At 54.6% G+C, this 18,352-nt stretch carries 17 protein-coding genes; 9 read left to right on the top strand and 8 right to left on the bottom strand.

Annotated features, from left to right (window positions below):
* Positions 1–26: 26 nt before the first annotated feature.
* The 6 genes from ACMVME_RS06015 to mntR all read right to left on the bottom strand — a co-directional run bounded on the left by ACMVME_RS06015 (position 27) and on the right by mntR (position 7,037).
* On the bottom strand, positions 27–1,067 hold the full coding sequence (locus ACMVME_RS06015) for an aldo/keto reductase (protein WP_014169266.1): 1,041 nt from the start codon (positions 1,065–1,067) through the stop codon (positions 27–29).
* A 106-nt stretch (positions 1,068–1,173) separates the two neighbouring features.
* Positions 1,174–2,694 carry an efflux transporter outer membrane subunit gene (locus ACMVME_RS06020; protein WP_068795077.1) on the bottom strand — a complete coding sequence of 507 codons (1,521 nt, stop codon included), beginning with the start codon at positions 2,692–2,694 and terminating at the stop codon, positions 1,174–1,176.
* On the bottom strand, positions 2,694–4,265 hold the full coding sequence (locus ACMVME_RS06025; RefSeq protein WP_014169264.1) for a DHA2 family efflux MFS transporter permease subunit: 1,572 nt from the start codon (positions 4,263–4,265) through the stop codon (positions 2,694–2,696). Before ACMVME_RS06025 ends, ACMVME_RS06020 begins: the two co-directional genes overlap by 1 nt.
* Entirely contained in the window at positions 4,262–5,356 is a 1,095-nt protein-coding gene (locus tag ACMVME_RS06030) for an HlyD family secretion protein (RefSeq protein WP_020884906.1), read from the bottom strand. The genes ACMVME_RS06025 and ACMVME_RS06030 overlap by 4 nt, the downstream gene beginning before the upstream one ends.
* Positions 5,357–5,457: 101 nt before the next feature.
* Entirely contained in the window at positions 5,458–6,567 is a 1,110-nt protein-coding gene (locus ACMVME_RS06035; RefSeq protein WP_040016987.1) for an anion transporter, read from the bottom strand.
* Complete coding sequence (gene mntR, locus ACMVME_RS06040) at positions 6,564–7,037, bottom strand: manganese-binding transcriptional regulator MntR (protein ID WP_014169260.1); 474 nt, start codon at positions 7,035–7,037, stop codon at positions 6,564–6,566. Before mntR ends, ACMVME_RS06035 begins: the two co-directional genes overlap by 4 nt.
* A 183-nt stretch (positions 7,038–7,220) precedes the next feature.
* Between mntR and mntS the strand changes: the two genes are divergently transcribed.
* Together mntS and ACMVME_RS06050 are read left to right on the top strand one after the other, a co-directional pair.
* The gene (gene mntS / locus ACMVME_RS06045; protein WP_020884908.1) at positions 7,221–7,352 is read left to right on the top strand and encodes a manganase accumulation protein MntS; all 132 of its coding nucleotides are present in this window, start codon (positions 7,221–7,223) and stop codon (positions 7,350–7,352) included.
* 283 nt (positions 7,353–7,635) lie between these two features.
* Positions 7,636–9,219, top strand: a complete 1,584-nt coding sequence (locus ACMVME_RS06050) for a phosphoethanolamine transferase (protein ID WP_068795078.1) — start codon at positions 7,636–7,638, stop codon at positions 9,217–9,219.
* Positions 9,220–9,315: 96 nt separating this feature from the next.
* Here the strand turns inward: ACMVME_RS06050 and ompX are convergent, their stop codons facing one another.
* A complete protein-coding gene (ompX, locus tag ACMVME_RS06055; RefSeq protein WP_020884910.1) occupies positions 9,316–9,834 on the bottom strand; it encodes an outer membrane protein OmpX in 519 nt (172 codons plus the stop codon).
* A 354-nt stretch (positions 9,835–10,188) separates the two neighbouring features.
* Here ompX and rhtA point away from each other — a divergent pair, with 354 nt between their 5' ends.
* The 6 genes from rhtA (at position 10,189) to ybiO (ending at position 16,791) form a co-directional block, all read left to right on the top strand.
* On the top strand, positions 10,189–11,076 hold the full coding sequence (gene rhtA, locus ACMVME_RS06060; protein WP_068795079.1) for a threonine/homoserine exporter RhtA: 888 nt from the start codon (positions 10,189–10,191) through the stop codon (positions 11,074–11,076).
* Positions 11,077–11,376: 300 nt separating this feature from the next.
* Positions 11,377–11,880 (top strand): DNA starvation/stationary phase protection protein Dps, encoded by a 504-nt coding sequence (dps, locus tag ACMVME_RS06065; protein ID WP_010428924.1) that lies wholly within the window; start codon positions 11,377–11,379, stop codon positions 11,878–11,880.
* A 362-nt stretch (positions 11,881–12,242) separates the two neighbouring features.
* A complete protein-coding gene (glnH, locus tag ACMVME_RS06070; protein ID WP_014883108.1) occupies positions 12,243–12,986 on the top strand; it encodes a glutamine ABC transporter substrate-binding protein GlnH in 744 nt (247 codons plus the stop codon).
* A gap of 84 nt (positions 12,987–13,070) precedes the next feature.
* The gene (gene glnP, locus ACMVME_RS06075) at positions 13,071–13,730 is read left to right on the top strand and encodes a glutamine ABC transporter permease GlnP (RefSeq protein WP_014169254.1); all 660 of its coding nucleotides are present in this window, start codon (positions 13,071–13,073) and stop codon (positions 13,728–13,730) included.
* On the top strand, positions 13,727–14,449 hold the full coding sequence (glnQ, locus tag ACMVME_RS06080; RefSeq protein WP_014169252.1) for a glutamine ABC transporter ATP-binding protein GlnQ: 723 nt from the start codon (positions 13,727–13,729) through the stop codon (positions 14,447–14,449). The genes glnP and glnQ overlap by 4 nt, the downstream gene beginning before the upstream one ends.
* A gap of 131 nt (positions 14,450–14,580) precedes the next feature.
* Positions 14,581–16,791 carry a mechanosensitive channel protein gene (gene ybiO, locus ACMVME_RS06085; protein ID WP_068795080.1) on the top strand — a complete coding sequence of 737 codons (2,211 nt, stop codon included), beginning with the start codon at positions 14,581–14,583 and terminating at the stop codon, positions 16,789–16,791.
* A gap of 46 nt (positions 16,792–16,837) precedes the next feature.
* On the opposite strand, the gene rlmF is transcribed toward ybiO, so the two are convergent.
* Positions 16,838–17,749: a 23S rRNA (adenine(1618)-N(6))-methyltransferase RlmF gene (gene rlmF / locus ACMVME_RS06090; RefSeq protein WP_044866819.1), complete on the bottom strand. Its 912-nt coding sequence runs from the start codon at positions 17,747–17,749 to the stop codon at positions 16,838–16,840.
* Between the two features lie 243 nt (positions 17,750–17,992).
* Between rlmF and mcbA the strand changes: the two genes are divergently transcribed.
* Positions 17,993–18,259, top strand: coding sequence for a DUF1471 family periplasmic protein McbA (mcbA, locus tag ACMVME_RS06095; protein WP_032677729.1), 267 nt, complete (start codon positions 17,993–17,995; stop codon positions 18,257–18,259).
* The last annotated feature ends 93 nt before the right edge of the window (positions 18,260–18,352 follow it).

The raw sequence follows: 18,352 nt of genomic DNA on the forward strand, positions 1-18,352 counted from the left end.
CGAAGCGAGACCGGGAGGAAGGACGGTTATTGTTGTGCGAGCTGATGACGACGATATTCACCCTGCCGCTCCAGCATCCAGCCCGGGTATTCACGCGGCAGCGCGCTGACGGCATCAAGCTGTTTAAGCTCGTCTTCGCTTAAACGGATCCCGGTGGCGGCAATGTTGTCGTCCAGCTGGTCGACACGTTTGGCACCAATAATGACGCTGGTTACGGCCTTCTGATGCAGCAACCACGCCAGCGCAATTTGCGCCACAGAGACACCCTTGCGCTCGGCCAGGGTGCGCATCACATCCACGCAATCGAAAGCACGCTCTTTATTCACCGGCGGGAAGTCAAATTCCAGGCGGCGACCGCCGGATTCACTCTGCCCGTCACGGCCATATTTTCCGCTAAGCAGACCGCCTGCCAGTGGGCTCCAGACCATCAACCCGACGCCTTCACTCTGCATCATCGGTATCAGTTCACGCTCAAGATCGCGCCCGGCGATGGTGTAATACGCCTGCAGTGAAGCAAAACGCGCCAGTCCAAGGCGTTCGGAAATGCCCAGCGCTTTGGCAATCTGCCACGCCGCCCAGTTAGAGACGCCGATATAACGCACGTGCCCATGCTGTACCAGGTTATCCAGCGCGTAGAGCATCTCTTCGACAGGGGTTGCCGGGTCAAAACCGTGGAGCTGATACAGATCGATATGATCGAGCTGCAGACGGCGCAGGCTCTCTTTGACGCTACTGATGATGTGATAGCGCGAACTGCCGCGGGAGTTCACCCCGGCCGTGCCCGTTTCGCCAAACACTTTGGTGGCAACCACCACATTTTCGCGCGGAATTTTCAGGTTCTTCAGCGCCTGGCCGGTGATCTCCTCCGAGCGCCCTTCCGAATACACATCCGCGGTATCGATGAAATTAATTCCGGCATCCAGTGCACGGCCCACCAGCTGCTCGGCTTCACTTTGCTGCAGCTGACCAATCTTGCCCCACATGCCGCCTTCTCCGCCGAAGGTCATGGTGCCAAGGCACAGTTCAGACACAAACAGACCGGTATTGCCCAGTTTTTGATAACGCATAAGATAATCCTCGCATGTCGTTCGATGGGTACCCGATAGTTATACCCGCCCCATAGCCATCGCGAATGTGGTGTTCCTGTCCGTTTCTTGCCCAATCCTCTGAATCTTATCCGCGCGGAGCCTCACCAAAGACCTTGTAATCCGGTAATTGCACCTGCTGATACGGCTCCCAGCCGCCGCCCAGCGCTTTGTAGAGCGCCACCAGATCGAGAGCACTTTGTACCTGCGCCTGCGCGCGTTGCTGCTGCGCCTGCGCCAGCTGCCGCTGGGCATCCAGCACGTCAATAAAGCTGGCGATCCCCTGCCGGTAGCTGTCGCTTGCCAAATCAAACGCGTTTTGCAACGCATCGATGGTTTTAGCAAGGCCGGCTTCACGCTGCTGATCGGTGCGGTAGCTCACCAGCGCATTCTCTACGTCCCCGAGCGCGGTGAGCACCGTCTGGCGGTAGTCGAGCACTGCCGCGCCCTGCTGCGCACGCGCCACCTTCACGCTCGAGACCAGTCTTCCGCCCTGGAAAATCGGTATCGAGACCTGCGGGCCGAAGCTGTAGAAGTGGCTGCTCCAGTCCGTCAGCCAGTTGGTTTCGCTGTTTCGCAGACCAAACTGCCCGGAGAGGGTAAAGCTCGGGAACAGCTGCGCCACGGAAACGCCAATTTGCGCCGTGGCGGCGTGGAGGTTGGCTTCCGCCTCACGTACGTCAGGACGACGACGGGCCAGCGTGGATGGGATACCCGTTTGTACGATATCCGGCAGGGCGGGCATCGGCTGCGCCGACTGCAGCTCCGCATCCAGCGCCCCCGGCGGCTTGCCGAGTAAAATCGCGAGGCCATTCATTGCCTGCCGTGCCTGGGCCTGATACTGAGGAAGCTGCGCTTCGAGGTTCCCCAACTGGGCACGCGCATTTTCAACGTCCATCTGCGGTGACAGCCCGCCCCGCTGGCGGCTTTCGGTGAGTTCCAGGGTTTGTTGCGCGCTCTTAATCTGGGTGTTCAGCGTGGCAATGATGCTCTGCGCCCCCCGCAGCTGCAGCCATGCGCGCGCCACTTCCGCCTCCAGCGACACCAGCGCGTCGTTACGCTGCTCTATCGCCGCTTTCTGCTGCGCTTCGGCAGCCTCTACCTGTCGGCGCACCTTGCCCCACAGGTCGATTTCCCACTGCGCATCGAAGCTCCCCTGGTAAAGATTGATCGGCTGCGTCAGCGGTCCTAACGCACCCCTGAGTTCAGGATCCACGTTATCAAGCTGGTCGTACACGCCGTGGGATTTCAGCTCTCCCTCCAGCCCAAGCTGCTGGCGCGTTGCCTGCAGATTACCGTTTACGGAAGGGTAAAACGCCCCACCCGCCTGGTTAATCTGTTCGCGCGCCCCGGCAATACGCAATACTGTCTGCTGCAGGGATAAATTTCCCGCGATCGCGCGCTCTATCAGGCTGTCCAGCTGCGGTGAACCGAAGGTTTTCCACCAGCGTGGGTTGGTTGCCGTCGAGGCCGTTTTTGACTTCACGCCGCTGTCACCCGGATCGTTCCAGTATGTCGGGGTCTGCGATGCCGGCGGCTGGTAATCCGGCCCCACGGCGCAGCCTGCCAGCAGCATGATCATCAGGGGGGTTAAACGTCTGTGTATCATCAATGTGCTCCTGCACTCCCCTCGCTCTTAACCGGCGAGAGCAACAAACAAAACGGAATCAGTAACATGGCTACCACGCTCAGAATGGTGAACACGTCGATATACGCCAGGAAGCGCGACTGCTCGATCATGGTCTGGTACATGCGCCCGGTGGCGATACCGGTAGGGTCCCCGACCTGAGTGGTGAAGTTCTGGATCGCCTGCGCGCTTTCGCGTATCGCCAGCTGGAACTGTTCATTAAACGGTGACGCGTGATAGGCCAGATGCGCGCTGTGCGCCTGGGAACGTTCGGTAATGGCCGCCGTAGAAAGCGAGATGCCAATTGAGCCCGCCACGTTGCGGAACATGGTGAACAGAGCCGCCGCATCGGCGTTCAGCCGCCTCGGTATCGAAATAAAAGCAATGGTGGTGAGAGGAACAAACAGGAACCCAAGCCCTATCGACTGGGCGCTGCGGAACAGCACCAGCGTTTCGAAATCGATATCCGGGGTCAGCGTACGTGACCAGAAGAACGACACCGCCAGGCAGGTAAAACCAAAAGCGATAATCCAGCGCGTCTGCACCACCGGCATCAGCTTCAGCACCAGCGGGATAGTCAATACGATCAACACGGCGCCCGGCGAAAGCACCAGCCCGGACCAGGTGGCGGTATAGCCCAGATCCTGCTGTGCAAGCTGCGGAATCACCACCGAACTGCCGTACAGAATCATCGCCATGCCCGCCATCAACAGGCTGGAGATGGCGAAGTTGCGATCTTTCATGCAGTGCAGATCTACCACCGGTTTTTTGGCATACACCAGCCAGTAAATCGCTCCAATAATGCCGATGAGCGTCAGCACGGCGAAGGTGCGAATAAAGTTCGAATAAAACCAGTCCTCATCTTCTCCCCGGTCGAGCATCACCTGCAGGCAGCCCAGCCCCAGCGCGATCAGGCCAATCCCCGTCCAGTCGATAGACAGCTTCTCTTTCGATTTGCTTTCCCATGGCGGGTCTTCCAGCAGCTGGTAGATCGCCAGCACCGTTACAATCCCCACCGGAATGTTGATGAAGAAAACCCAGCGCCAGGAGTAGTTATCGGTGATCCAGCCGCCCAGCGTCGGGCCAAGTACCGGCGCAACGATGATGGCGATTGACGACAGACCAAACGCTTTACCCCGGTCCTCGGGTTTAAAGTAGTCGAGCAGCACCGACTGCTGCGTGGGCTGCAGCCCCCCGCCGAAAAAGCCCTGCATTACGCGAAAGAGAATGATTTGCCACAGCTCGGTGGCGATCCCGCACAGGAACGAACAGACGGTGAACATCACGATGCAGATGAGGAAGAACTGCTTGCGGCCAAAAACCCGGCTCAGGAAAGCCGATATCGGCAGCACTATGCCGTTTGCCACCAGGTAGCTGGTCAATACCCAGGTGGATTCGTCGTAGCTGGACGAGAGCGACCCGGCCACATGCGGGAGTGCCACGTTAACGATAGTGGTGTCGAGGATTTCCATAAACACCGCCAGCGTGACCACAATCGCCACCGCCCACGGATTACTGGCAGGTCGCCAGTTGTCGTGGCTGTGATCCGTCATTCCACTGTCACCTTCGGTGCAACCGACAGCCCAAGCGGCAGCGGTTTGTTGGGATCCAGCCCTTTATCAATCACGATCTTCACCGGCACGCGCTGAACGATTTTGACAAAGTTACCGGTAGCGTTTTCCGACGGGAAGGCGGAGAAGCGCGAGCCGCTGCCCTGTTGAATACTGTCGACATGGCCTTCGAGCGCCATATCCGGCCAGGCATCTACGGACACCTCGACCTTATCGCCCGGCTTCATGCGTTCGAGTTGCGACTCTTTAAAGTTCGCCACCACCCACACATTCGGAGAGACCAGTGAAAACAGCGCGGTACCTGCCTGCACCAGGGTGCCGGGCTGGACGTTGCGTTTAGTGACAAAACCGTCAAACGGGGCGCGGACTTCGGTGTAAGAGAGGTTCAGCGTCGCGGTTTCCAGCTGTGCTTTGGCCTGATCGACCTGGCGCTGACGCGCTTCCACATTGGTTTCCTGCTGGCGGATCTGCAGCTGTACCTGCTCCGCCACTTCAAGCTGCGCCTGCGCACTTGCCAGGCCCGCCTGGGCACTGCGCAGCTGGGCATTGGCGGTATCAATACTTTGCTGGGTGGTCGCTCGCGGGTCAACGCCTCGCTGGCGGCGATACTCCGCCTGCGCATTGGCCAGATCGGCCTGCGCTTTAATCACCTGCGCTTTGGCTTCATCACGCTGAGCGGGATACTGGACTTTTGACAGCGCCAGCTGCGCCTGAGCCTGATGCAGCTGGGCGATCGCCAGCCCAAGCTGGGCCTGCGCCTGATCGCGCTGGGCGGTGGTATCACGCGGATCGATAACCACCAGCAGGTCGCCCTTTTTCACCCGCTGGTTATCGCGCACGCGCAACTCGGTGACATAGCCTGCCGTTTTCGGGGCAATCGTCACCACATCACCGTCGGTAAAGGCGTCGTCAGTGGTCTCTTCGTTACGGGTTAAAAACCACCAGACCAGCGCCACGATAACCATCACCACCACGACAATGCCAAGGATGATTAACGGTTTTTTGCCCGGGCGCTTACGCTGTTTAGTGTTGTTTTCCTGCTCGTCAGCAGGCAGGTTTTGATCTTCAGCCATAGGTCAGCAACAGTCCTGTCAGTGAGCGGCATCACACTATGCCGTTCACTAAAGCTAGGACGTTGCTATACGTTTGCCAGGAAAAACTGACAAATTGCGCACTATATGAGAAGGAAAATTCCGAAACCGATCGCCGCGGCCCAAATCAGCATCGGGATCGACCAGACATGGAAACGCCACCAGATACGACGATCGTTAGCCATACGCAGGGCAATCAGGTTAGCAAGCGAACCGGGCAGCAGCCCAAACCCGCCGATATTCACCGCCCACGCCAGCAGCGTGTCAGGGGGAACGTAGTTGAGGAGTAAAATGGTGGAAGGCACGTTGCTGATGAACTGTGACAGACCAATCGCCGTGAGCCACAATCCCGGCTGCGACAGGCCACTGACGCTGTGCAAAACGTGTTGCAGTACCGGAAGCTGGATAAGCAGATGCACATCAATAAACATCACCATAAAGACCAGCAGTAACGTCCAGTCCACGCTGACCAGCACGCGCCGCGCCAGGAATAAAAAACCGGCGGCGACGAGCAGTACGCCCGCCAGTTCATACTTCAGTTCCAGCGCGAACAGGAAAACGATGTACAGCGCCAGACAACTCCACACCAGACGCGGCTGCCACTGCGGGCCCGTGGTACCGCTGTGGTACTGCAGTTTTTTAACCGGGAACGCGAACCAGCAGACCGCCAGCAGCGACACCATCATCACCAGCGCCAGCGGAGCCATCTGCCAGGTAAAAGCGGCAAACGACAGCCCGGAGCGTCCCCACAGGAGAATATTTTGTGGGTTGCCGATAGGGGTCAGAAGCGAACCGGCGTTAACGGCCAGTGCCTCGAAAATGATCAGCCGGCTAACCGGGATCTCGCAGAGCTTACGCAACGTGAGCGTGAGTGGCACGATGATAAACAGCGCCACGTCGTTGGTCAGAAACGTCGACAGCACCGCAGCAGAGAACACCATAAACAGCGCCAGGCGGCGTTCAGTGGCAAAGCGGCGCACCATTTTACGTCCCAGGACGTCAAAATAGCCGCTCAACTCTACCCCTTTGGTGAGCATCATCAGGCCACTGAGGGTAATGATGGTGCGCCAGTCAATCACCGCAGGCCAGGTGTGTGGCGCAAACGGCACAAAGATGCTCAGTACTGCGCCAATGATGAATAAGAGATGGAAGAAACGATCGCGTGCCAGGGCCTGCAGTCCGGGGATGTTCATTCAGCGGAGGGACCATATTTAAGGGTAAATTCGCGAAACTTAACCAGCGTCTCTTCGCTGACGTGGTGTTCCATTCCTTCCGCGTCCCGGCGGGCAATTTCCGGGCTTACGCCCAGCACCAGTAAGAAGTTTTCGACGAGCTGGTGGCGCTCGCGACTCTCCTGGGCGAGTTTCTCCCCTTCCGGCGTCAGAAAGACGCCGCGCCAGGGGATCATTTCAATCAGGCCCACGGAGGCCAGACGTTTTAACATTTTTGCCACTGTCGGTTGGGAAACGCCCAGCCGTGCAGCCATATCCACCTGGCGCGCCTCCCCGACCTCGCGAATCAAATCGGAAATCAGTTCAACATAGTCATCAATCAGCTCACGACGATGCGCTTCACGTACCTGGCGAAAACCTTCGACATGTTCTTCAACATTCACCAGTTGCGTCGTTTTTCTGATTGTTGGCTTACCTGCGCGACGGTTCATTGTACTTCCTCAGTGGGGTGACGCTTCCAGCGCCCGGTATCGAGAGCGCACATTGTAAACCATCCCTCTACAAGCACAAAAAATTAACGAAATAGCCATAGCTATACAATATAGCCTGTGCTATATCTGTATGTAATGCAGTCACCCTTCACGGATCGAAGGGATCAAAAATCAGGAGGTCTCATGAACGAATTCAAGAGGTGTATGAACGTGTTTACCCATTCCCCCTTTAAAGTACGCCTGATGTTGTTGAACATGCTGTGCGATATGTTTAACAACAAACCCCCGCATCAGGACGACAAACCCTCCCACTAAGCGGCGTTGCGGTACGCCGCTTCATTTTTCCGTCACAAACCCTCTGTACACTGGCTTTCAGCCGCCCTATTCCCGATCTTTTTTACGGATTTGCAATCCCCTTCGCAAAACATCTGCTTAGCAACTGTTGCTATTATTTAGCGCTCGCACTATCTTCTTGCAGCCCTGCACAATTTGCGGCTCGCTGAAGCGGACCCTCATTCCCTCTCCACGCACTGTCAGGCAGGTTATGACCCTTGACGCCAGGGTGAGCACATGGCGTTTTTATCCATGATAGTGACCTATGAATTTAACCCTGATAGACACCGTTGTTACCCGTAGCCGGGCCTTAAGCCCGTGGACGGGATTTTACTTTTTGCAGTCATTACTGATTAACTTTGCGCTTGGCTATCCCTTTAGCCTGCTCTATACCGTGGCCTTTACCTGCATATTGCATGTGCTGTGGCGAACGGCTCCGCGCGCGCAAAAAACGTTAGTCGGAATCTGTTCTCTGGTCGCTGCACTCTATTTCCCGTTTGGTCAGGCTTACGGCTCGCCGAACTTTAATACCCTGCTGGCGCTGCACTCGACCAATATGGAAGAGTCGACAGAGATCCTGACGATCTTCCCCTGGTACAGCTACGTGGTCGGCCTCTTTATCTTTGCCCTTGGCGTGATAGCCGTTCGCCGTAAAGCGGAAGAGAAAAAAACGTGGGGAAAAATTGAGCACCTGTGCCTGGCGTTCAGCGTGGTGGCGTTCTTTGTCGCACCAGTACAAAACCTGGCCTGGGGTGGGGTGTTCAAGCTGAAGGATACCGGCTATCCGGTGTTCCGATTTGTGAAAGACGTCGTCGTTAACAATAAAGAGGTGCTCGACGAACAGGCACGTATGGCTGAGCTTTCAAATATGAAAGACACCTGGAACGTGCTGGGCGTGAAGCCCAAATATCACACCTATGTGGTGGTGATTGGTGAAAGTGCACGTCGCGACGCCATGGGAGCCTTTGGCGGACACTGGGACAACACGCCGTTCGCCAGTTCGGTCAAAGGCACCCTGTTTACCGATTATGTTGCTGCCAGCGGCTCAACGCAGAAATCTCTCGGCTTGACGCTGAACCGGGTGGTCGACGACAAACCCCAGTTTCAGGATAACTTTGTTACCCTGGCGAACCGCGCAGGTTTCCAGACCTGGTGGTTCTCCAATCAGGGGCAAATTGGCGAATACGATACGGCCATTGCCAGTATCGCCAGACGCGCCGACGAAGTGCAGTTCCTGAAGAACGGTGATTTTGAAGCGGACAAGAACACGAAAGATGAAGCGTTGCTGAAAATGACGGCGCAGGTCTTTGCCTCTCCGCGTACCCAGCCGCAGCTGATTGTTCTGCACCTGATGGGGTCTCACCCGCAGGCCTGCGATCGGACCGGCGGTAAATACGCAGAGTTTGTGCAATCCAAAGAGACCTCATGCTATCTCTACACCATGACGCAAACCGACGACCTGCTGAGCAAACTGTACGATCAGTTACGCAATACGGGTGACAGTTTCTCGATGGTCTACTTCTCGGATCACGGGCTGGCGTTTAAAGAGCGCGGTAAAGAGGTGCAGTATCTGGCGCACGACGACAAGTTCCAGCAGAACTTCCAGGTACCGTTTATGGTTGTGTCGAGTGATGATAAAACGCATCGCATTATTAAAGCGCGGCGTTCGGCCAATGATTTCCTGACCTTCTTCTCGCAGTGGACGGGGATTTCGGCACAGCAGATAAAAAATGCGTACCCGTTTGTCTCTAACAAGAAGGCTCCCCCAGTTTACGTTACCAACTTCAAGTTACAGAAAGTTGACTATAACCATCTGGGAACCGATATCTTCGATATTAAGAGTAAATAATCCGGGCAATCTGCTACCCTCTCCTGCAAGGCGAGGGGTTAACGTAAAAAAAAATCCGCCACATTGGGCGGATTTTTTACTGGCTCACCGAAGTGATTAGAAGCGGTAACCTACGCCCGCGATCCAGGTGCCAACGTCAACGTTGCGGATACGGCTCTGCTCATAAGAGAAGTCCAGAGCGACGTCCTGGATTGGGTTGAACTGCAGACCCGCGCCATAGGAGAAGCCGTAGTCGCTGTTGCTTGCAGTGCGGTTCAGACCCTGGTTTTCGGTCTGCTGGAATTTACCGTAGCCAACACCTACAACACCGTAGATGCTTGCCCAGTCGTTCAGACGGTAAGCTGGACCAGCGGTGATGCCGTAGTACTGGCCTTTGTTGTATGCGCCGTTTTCAGAACGATCTTTCTCGGTGTAGGTGAAAGAACCGATCACGCCCAGTGGGTTGTTATCCTGCTCGTAACGATACTTCAGGTTGAAACCGTTAGCTTTGTTCATCACGCCCTGCATATCGCTCTGAGCGTAACCACCAGTTACAGTAGAAGTAGCAGCTACAGCGGTACCTGCGGAAACAGCCAGTACAGCGGCCAGTGCTGAAAGACATGCAATTTTTTTCATAACCACCTCAAATGTGCTTCAAGTAAGTCCGTAAGTTTTAAATATATCAAAAAAATTTGCGAAACTCTTTGTGATTCGTGATGTCTAACTGAACCTTTCCTGTAACAGAACGTTTCCAGCGTCAGCTATCTCATTCAAATCACATACAATTTTCGCTATAAAACGCTCATACTGCGCGTCTGCGCAGTTACATTCATCCAGATTATTCCTAATCTGACAGGCGATAAATCCACCAGCGCTTAACCATTTTACGGAATTTACACGTTTTTTTTTCAACGGTCTCTCAACCGTTGCAGCTTATTTCCTTTACACTGCAACCTTTACTTCATTTGACATAAGTTGACAGGAGAAAGGATGCCTGGGTTATCCCGCTCGTCGTCGGTCTGGTTGCCGGTTGTCGTCATACTCATCGCCATCTTGTCCATTCAAAGCGGTGCCTCGCTGGCCAAATCCCTCTTTCCGCTGGTCGGTGCGCCTGGGGTCACGGCCCTGCGTATTGCCCTCGGAACCGCGATCCTGGTGGTGATTTTCAAACCCTGGCGTTTACGCTTTAAAAAAGAACAACGCTTACCGCTGCTTTTTTACGGGCTGTCCCTGGGAGCGATGAACTACATGTTCTATCTCTCCATCCAGACAATTCCGTTGGGGATTGCCGTGGCACTGGAGTTTACTGGCCCGCTGGCGGTAGCGCTTTTCTCGTCCCGTCGTCCCGTTGACTTTATCTGGGTAATTTTAGCCGTGCTTGGCCTGTGGTTCCTGCTGCCGCTGGGTCAGAGCGTCTCAGAGATCGATCTCACGGGCGCGGCGCTGGCTCTGGGGGCGGGTGCCTGCTGGGCTATCTATATAGTGACCGGACAGCGCGCCGGGGAAGAGCATGGCCCGGCGACGGTGGCGATCGGTTCATTAATTGCCGCTATCATCTTTGTGCCGGTGGGTATGGCTCAGGCCACCGAGTCCATCTGGCAATGGTCAGTCATGCCCATCGGGCTGGCGGTCGCCATTCTTTCCACAGCACTCCCCTACTCTTTAGAGATGATAGCCCTGACGCGCCTGCCGACGCGCATTTTCGGCACGCTGATGAGCATGGAGCCCGCGCTCGCCGCCCTGTCAGGGATGGTCTTCCTCGGGGAAACCCTGACCTTCACCCAGACGCTGGCCCTGTGTTCGATTATCGCCGCCTCAATGGGCTCAACGCTAACGATGCGCCCGGAACCTAAAGTTGAGAAAATTGACCTCAATTAGCGCCCTATATTCTGCGTGGCTTTATAGCCATGCAGAATAAAGGCCAGTTCCCCGTTTAAAATATTTTTTTACATACTTTGCACTCTTCGTGAAATATTTCCCCCGCTGTCGATAACGTTTTCCTGAATTAGGATTGATCTGCATCAATTTTAAATAATCCCTTTAATTTCATACCATTGTAAACACAACGTCCTTCTCACTATTAAACTGATAGGCAGAGCCTCCCCGCAGGGAAAAAATCCGGTGCTATACTTAATCCCGCAATTACCTGGGACACAAACATCAAGAGGATATGAGATTATGAGTACCGCTAAACTGGTGAAAACGAAAGCGTCTAATCTGCTTTATACCCGTAACGATGTATCGGATAGCGACAAAAAAGCGACCATTGAGTTGCTGAATCGCCAGGTGATCCAGTTCATCGATCTTTCGCTGATCACCAAACAGGCCCACTGGAATATGCGCGGTGCAAACTTTATTGCCGTTCATGAAATGCTGGATGGCTTCCGCACAGCACTGGTTACCCACCTCGATACCATGGCCGAACGTGCCGTACAGTTAGGCGGTGTGGCACTGGGTACCACGCAGGTGATTAACAGCAAGACGCCACTGAAAAGTTATCCGCTGGATATCCATACCGTTCAGGATCACCTGAAAGAGCTGGCAGACCGCTATGCGATAGTGGCTAATGATGTGCGTAAAGCTATCGGTGAAGCGAAAGACGAAGATACAGCCGATATCTTCACCGCCGCTTCCCGCGACCTGGACCAGTTCCTGTGGTTCATTGAGTCCAACATCGAATAATTCATAAGAATTTCCTATACAACCCTCGCCCTCCGGTGAGGGTTTTGCACATCTATGGTGCACGTTTTTGGCCTGAGACGCTGCAAAAGTGAAAAAATTGTAATAATCACCTCACACAACCGTTAACGGAAGATTGTTTTTTCGTCAGAATTTACGCTAAATAACGCTTCGTCTGTTGAGCCAAATGACGCGCACCAAAACGGTGCTCCATTTTGGTGCAATAAAAGTTCATTGCCCCGTTTTCTGTGCAATGAATGACATCATCCCCTTTGTAAAACAACAGCTTGCAAAGTTGGCACGATTTTTTCATTGTGCCACTCGTTCTCGCAGGGGATCGCCCCGTGGATATAAAAGGAAATGCTATGAAGTCTGTATTAAAAGTTTCACTGGCTGCACTTACCCTGGCTTTTGCGGTCTCTTCCCAGGCTGCCGACAAACTGGTTGTGGCGACCGACACGGCGTTCGTTCCGTTTGAATTCAAACAGGGTGATAAGTACGTTGGCTTTGATGTTGATCTGTGGGCTGCTATCGCAAAAGAACTCAAACTGGATTACACCCTGAAGCCAATGGACTTCAGCGGCATCATCCCGGCACTGCAAACGAAAAACGTTGATCTGGCCCTGGCCGGTATCACCATTACTGAAGAACGTAAAAAAGCGATCGACTTCTCTGACGGCTACTACAAAAGCGGCCTGCTGGTGATGGTGAAAGCCGATAATAACGATGTAAAAAGCGTGAAAGACCTCGACGGTAAAGTCGTCGCGGTGAAAGGCGGTACCGGTTCTGTTGATTACGCGAAGGCAAACATCAAAACCAAAGATCTGCGTCAGTTCCCGAACATCGATAACGCCTACATGGAGCTGGGTACCAACCGTGCTGACGCGGTGCTGCACGATACCCCTAACATCCTGTACTTCATCAAAACGGCGGGCAACGGCAAGTTCAAAGCCGTCGGTGATTCTCTGGAAGCCCAGCAGTACGGTATTGCGTTCCCGAAAGGCAGCGACGACCTGCGTACGAAAGTTAACGGCGCGCTGAAAACCCTGAAAGAGAACGGCACCTACAACGAAATCTATAAAAAATGGTTCGGTACCGAGCCTAAATAATAATTCTTAAAAATGACGTTCACTCGGGGGCGACCTTTCGCCCCTGCTATTTTAGAAACACGGTAACAGTAACAGGAAACTATCATGCAGTTTGACTGGAGCGCCATCTGGCCTGCCATTCCTATCTTGCTTGAAGGCGCTAAAATGACCCTGTGGATTTCGGTCCTCGGTCTGGTTGGTGGGTTGATTATCGGTCTTGTCGCCGGTTTCGCCCGCACCTACGGCGGCTGGATTGCAAACCACATCGCACTGGTTTTCATCGAAGTGATCCGCGGCACCCCAATTGTCGTTCAGGTCATGTTCATCTACTTCGCCCTGCCAATGGCTTTCACCGACCTGCGCATTGACCCGTTCAGCGCCGCTGTCGTGACCATTATGATCAACTCAGGTGCCTATATCGCGGAAATTACCCGTGGTGCGGTCCTGTCGATTCATAAAGGTTTCAGTGAAGCGGGTCTGGCGTTAGGCCTTTCTCGTCGCGAAACGATCCGCCACGTCATTCTGCCGTTGGCCCTGCGCCGCATGCTGCCACCGCTGGGGAACCAGTGGATCATCAGTATTAAGGATACGTCGCTGTTCATCGTTATCGGCGTTGCTGAGCTGACCCGTCAGGGCCAGGAGATCATTGCGGGCAACTTCCGTGCGCTGGAAATCTGGAGTGCGGTAGCCGTTGTCTACCTGATCATCACTCTGGTTCTGAGTTTCGTTCTGCGTCGTCTTGAAAGAAGGATGAAAATCCTGTGATTGAATTTAAAAACGTTTCCAAGCACTTTGGCCCAACCCAGGTGCTGCACAATATCGATCTGAATATCAAACAGGGTGAAGTGGTGGTAATTATCGGGCCATCCGGCTCCGGTAAATCGACCCTGCTGCGCTGCATCAACAAGCTGGAAGAGATCACCAGCGGCGATCTGATTGTCGATGGCCTGAAGGTGAATGACCCGAAAGTCGACGACCGTCTGATTCGTCAGGAAGCTGGCATGGTGTTCCAGCAGTTCTACCTGTTCCCGCACCTGACGGCGCTGGAAAACGTAATGTTTGGTCCACTGCGCGTACGTGGCGCCAGCAAAGCGGCGGCGGAAACGCTGGCTAAAGATCTGCTGGCTAAAGTCGGCCTCGCGGAACGTGCTCATCACTACCCTTCTGAGTTGTCCGGCGGACAGCAGCAGCGTGTGGCTATCGCCCGCGCACTGGCGGTAAAACCGAAGATGATGCTGTTTGATGAGCCAACCTCGGCGCTTGACCCGGAACTGCGTCACGAAGTGCTGAAAGTCATGCAAGATCTGGCTGAAGAAGGGATGACGATGGTTATCGTGACCCACGAAATCGGCTTTGCTGAGAAAGTGGCTTCCCGCCTGATCTTTATTGATAAGGGCCGTATCGCTGAAGACGGTAACCCACAAGCGCTGATCGCCAATCCACCGAGCCAGCGCCTGCAGGAGTTCCTGCAGCACGTATCCTGATAGCGCTTCAGTTACGCCATTCTGAGCCGGGCATACCCGGCTTTTTTACGCCAGATTGTTCCCAAAAATCCTCCCGCGCGCCTCGCCCTCTATACTTATCTTTTTGTTCATTATTTTCACCGGAGGATGCCGTGCCGTGGATCTTGCTGTTGCTTAGCCTGTTTTGTGCGCCATCGTTCGCCGTTTCCATCCCCGGCGTCACCACCGGCACGACCGCCACACAGCAAACGACACCGCCCCCAGAGCCGAATGTTGAACAGAAAAAAGCCGCCTACAGTGCCCTTGCCGATGTGCTTGAAAACGATACCTCCCGGCAGGAGTTAATCGGACAGTTGCGAAAAGTCGCCGCCACGTCGCCGCTGGAGCCGGTGCCGACAATTACCCCTCCGCAAGTGGAAGAACAAAAAACGGTGCTGGAAAATGTCACCGACGTGAGCCGTCACTATGGAAGCGAGCTCTCCTCGCGCTTTGCCCAGCTCTATCGCAACCTGATTGGTTCGCCCCATAAACCGTTTAATCCCCATACGTTTACGACAGCCGCCACGCAGTTTTTGATGCTGGCGGGCGCTGTATTTCTGTTTTACTGGCTGGTACGCCTGTGCGCATGGCCGCTCTACCGTAAGATGGGGCAATGGGGGCGCAAGAAGAACCAGCAGAAAAGCAGCTGGTTACACCTGCCGCTGATGATAGCGTCGGCGTTTATCATCGATTTACTGCTGCTGGCGCTGACGCTGTTTACAGGCCAGGTCCTGGCCGACAGGCTTAACGCCGGCAATAAAACCATCGCTTTCCAGCAGGCGCTCTTCCTCAACGCCTTTGCGCTGATCGAGTTCTTTAAGGCGCTGCTGCGTTTGATATTTTGCCCGCACGTACCGGATCTTCGTCCCTTCTCGATTCGGGATGAGAGCGCCAGATACTGGGCGCTGCGCCTCAGCGTGCTCAGTGGATTGATTGGTTACGGTCTGCTGGTTGCCGTGCCGATCATCTCCAATCAGGTCAACGTGCAGTTTGGCGCCCTGGCGAATGTGCTGATTATGATCTGCATTACCGTCTGGGCGTTGTACCTTATCTTCCATAACAAAAAGACCATTACCCAAAGCTTGCTGCATCTGGCCGATCGTTCCCTGTCGTTTTTCAGTCTCTTTATCCGCGCCTTCGCGCTAGTGTGGCACTGGCTGGCGAGCGCCTACTTTATCGTGTTGTGCTTCTTCTCACTGTTCGACCCGGGCAACAGCCTGAAATTTATGATGGGGGCGACGTTCAAGAGCCTGGCCATCATTGGCATTGCGGCATTTGTCTCTGGCCTGCTGTCGCGCTGGCTATCGAAAACCTTCACCCTCTCGCCACAGGTGCAGCGCAGTTATCCGGAACTGCAAAAAAGGGTCAACGGCTGGATCTCGGTATCACTGAAAGTGGCGCGCATTCTCACCGTCTGCGTGGCGATTATGCTGTTGCTTAACGCATGGGGATTGTTTGACTTCTGGAACTGGCTGCACAACGGCGCGGGCGAAAAGACCGTCGATATTTTAATTCGCATCGCGCTGATCCTCTTCTTCTCTGCGGTTGGCTGGACGTTGCTGGCGAGCCTTATCGAGAACCGTCTGGTCTCCGACATTCACGGCCGCCCCCTGCCCAGCGCCCGTGCCCGCACCCTGCTGACGCTGTTTCGCAATGCGCTGGCGGTTATTATCAGCACCATCACCATCATGATTGTGCTCTCGGAAATCGGCGTGAACATCGCGCCGCTGCTGGCAGGTGCCGGCGCGCTGGGGCTGGCTGTCTCCTTTGGTTCGCAAACCCTGGTGAAGGATATAATCACCGGTGTCTTTATCCAGTTTGAGAACGGGATGAACACCGGGGATCTGGTCACGATTGGGCCGTTAACCGGCACGGTAGAGCGCATGTCCATTCGCTCCGTCGGCGTGCGCCAGGACACCGGGGCGTACCACATAATTCCCTGGTCATCGATAACCACCTTCGCTAACTTTGTCCGAGGCATTGGCTCGGTAGTGGCCAACTACGACGTTGACCGTCATGAAGATGCAGATAAAGCGAAACAGGCGCTACGGGACGCCGTGGAAGAGATGATGGCGATGGAGGATATTCGCGGGCTGGTGATTGGAGAGCCGTCGTTTGCCGGTATTGTCGGCCTGACGAACACGGCATTTACCCTGCGCGTGTCGTTCACCACGCAGCCACTGAAGCAGTGGACGGTGCGCTTTGCGCTCGACAGTATGGTGAAAAAACACTTTGACCTGGCCGCGGTGCGGATGCCGGTGCAGACCTATCAGGTATTACCCTCACCGGCGTCCCCCACACCGCCACAGGAACCCACCTTATAGCGTGGGGACCGGGTAGAGGCGTCGCCTTACCCGGCCTGCCTGTGGGTTATTTACTGCGCTTGTTAGCGTCCATAAATGACCAGGCGATAAAGCGGCTCTGCTTCTGGCCTTGCGCCATCTCTTTTTTCACCACGTTAACGGCACCCACATCGGTCAGTGCACGGTAGAGGGGTGGCAGGTTATCCCCACGGGATACCAGCGTCGTGAACCATTTAACCTGACGGCCAAATACTTTACTTTCCTCAATCATTCGCAGGATGAATGCCACTTCTCCCCCCTCGCACCACAGTTCCTGTTGCTGCCCCCCAAAGTTCAGCGCGGCATCTTCCGCCTGACCAAGATTGCGGCGTTTGCGCTCGCTGCCCGCACGGGCGGTGGCCGCGGAGTCATGGAACGGTGGGTTACACAGGGTGGCATCGTAGCTTTCGTTCTTGTGGATAATCCCGTTGAAGATCGATGCGGCATCTTTCTGCCGACGCAAGCGGACAGACCGGCTTAACCCAGGGTTGGCGTTGATAATCGCCTGTGCGCTGGAAAACGCCTCATTACCGATTTCACTGCCGGTAAAGCGCCAGTGATATTCATGAACGCCAATCAACGGATAAATCAGATTCGCCCCGGTACCGATATCAAGCACGGATGCTTGCTCAGGGATGACACCGTTGCGATCGCCAGCGAGAAGATCGGCAAGATGGTGGAGATAATCGGCCCGCCCCGGCACGGGTGGGCAGAGAAAGCCTTCCGGAATATCCCAGTGCGCCACACCGTAATAGTGTGCCAGCAGGGCTTTATTGAGCATTTTAACCGCCTGCGGATCGGCAAAGTTGACCGAAGGTTCACCGGCAGGTGTCTGCACAATGTAGTCCTGCAGCGAAGGACAGCTCTGACATAACGCATTCATGTCATAGCGGTTACGATGGCGATTTCGTGGGTGCAATCCCGGCTTTTGGGAAGTCATGGCTTTCTCCTTTAAACAGCGGCGTAAGATACCCTTTGCAGGCTCAACGGTAAATATTTCTCTGCGACGCTCAAAAACCCGTCACAAATCAAACACCTTTATGTCTATGATCTGTCAGTAAAACGTCAGTTTATATCGTTCAAAAAATAAGCAGATCATCATCAAATTTTTGCGCTAAATCACACTCGCCAGGCTTCTAAACTTAAAGGGAATCACCTGTTGTTTCCTCATGAGGATGTGATTATGAAAAAATACCTGACCCTTGTTGTTCTCGCGGGTGCACTGGCTACCGCGTCATTCTCTGCCATGGCGGTACAGTCATTGACCGACAATACAGATACCAGCCAGCTCAAGCCTGCGGGCACCGTCTCGGTAAGCCGCGCAAGTAACCTTGACGATCTCCAGAATAAACTCGCCGAAAAAGCCCGCCAGGAAGGGGCTAAAGGTTTCGTGGTTAACGCCGCGGGCGGGGATAACCATATGTATGGCACGGCGACCATTTATAAATAAGGTCTCTTTCTATAAACAAACTGCATCTGCCTGACAGATGCAGTTCCTCTCTGCCTTGACTGCACGTTTTTTCACCCCATAGTAAAAACAGGG

Source organism: Enterobacter cloacae complex sp. 2024EL-00711, from assembly GCF_047529885.1.
GTDB classification, from domain to species: Bacteria; Pseudomonadota; Gammaproteobacteria; order Enterobacterales; family Enterobacteriaceae; genus Enterobacter; species Enterobacter ludwigii.

Excerpts from the sequence above, each read along its gene's own strand:
- rhtA (WP_068795079.1), top strand. The coding sequence starts at position 10,189 with ATGCCTGGGTTATCCCGCTCGTCGTCGGTCTGGTTGCCGGTTGTCGTC.
- ACMVME_RS06035 (WP_040016987.1), bottom strand. The coding sequence starts at position 6,567 with ATGAACATCCCCGGACTGCAGGCCCTGGCACGCGATCGTTTCTTCCAT.
- glnP (WP_014169254.1), top strand. The coding sequence starts at position 13,071 with ATGCAGTTTGACTGGAGCGCCATCTGGCCTGCCATTCCTATCTTGCTT.
- mntR (WP_014169260.1), bottom strand. The coding sequence starts at position 7,037 with ATGAACCGTCGCGCAGGTAAGCCAACAATCAGAAAAACGACGCAACTG.
- ACMVME_RS06025 (WP_014169264.1), bottom strand. The coding sequence starts at position 4,265 with ATGACGGATCACAGCCACGACAACTGGCGACCTGCCAGTAATCCGTGG.
- ompX (WP_020884910.1), bottom strand. The coding sequence starts at position 9,834 with ATGAAAAAAATTGCATGTCTTTCAGCACTGGCCGCTGTACTGGCTGTT.
- ACMVME_RS06015 (WP_014169266.1), bottom strand. The coding sequence starts at position 1,067 with ATGCGTTATCAAAAACTGGGCAATACCGGTCTGTTTGTGTCTGAACTG.
- dps (WP_010428924.1), top strand. The coding sequence starts at position 11,377 with ATGAGTACCGCTAAACTGGTGAAAACGAAAGCGTCTAATCTGCTTTAT.
- rlmF (WP_044866819.1), bottom strand. The coding sequence starts at position 17,749 with ATGACTTCCCAAAAGCCGGGATTGCACCCACGAAATCGCCATCGTAAC.
- mcbA (WP_032677729.1), top strand. The coding sequence starts at position 17,993 with ATGAAAAAATACCTGACCCTTGTTGTTCTCGCGGGTGCACTGGCTACC.
- ACMVME_RS06020 (WP_068795077.1), bottom strand. The coding sequence starts at position 2,694 with ATGATACACAGACGTTTAACCCCCCTGATGATCATGCTGCTGGCAGGC.
- glnH (WP_014883108.1), top strand. The coding sequence starts at position 12,243 with ATGAAGTCTGTATTAAAAGTTTCACTGGCTGCACTTACCCTGGCTTTT.
- ACMVME_RS06030 (WP_020884906.1), bottom strand. The coding sequence starts at position 5,356 with ATGGCTGAAGATCAAAACCTGCCTGCTGACGAGCAGGAAAACAACACT.
- ACMVME_RS06050 (WP_068795078.1), top strand. The coding sequence starts at position 7,636 with ATGAATTTAACCCTGATAGACACCGTTGTTACCCGTAGCCGGGCCTTA.
- mntS (WP_020884908.1), top strand. The coding sequence starts at position 7,221 with ATGAACGAATTCAAGAGGTGTATGAACGTGTTTACCCATTCCCCCTTT.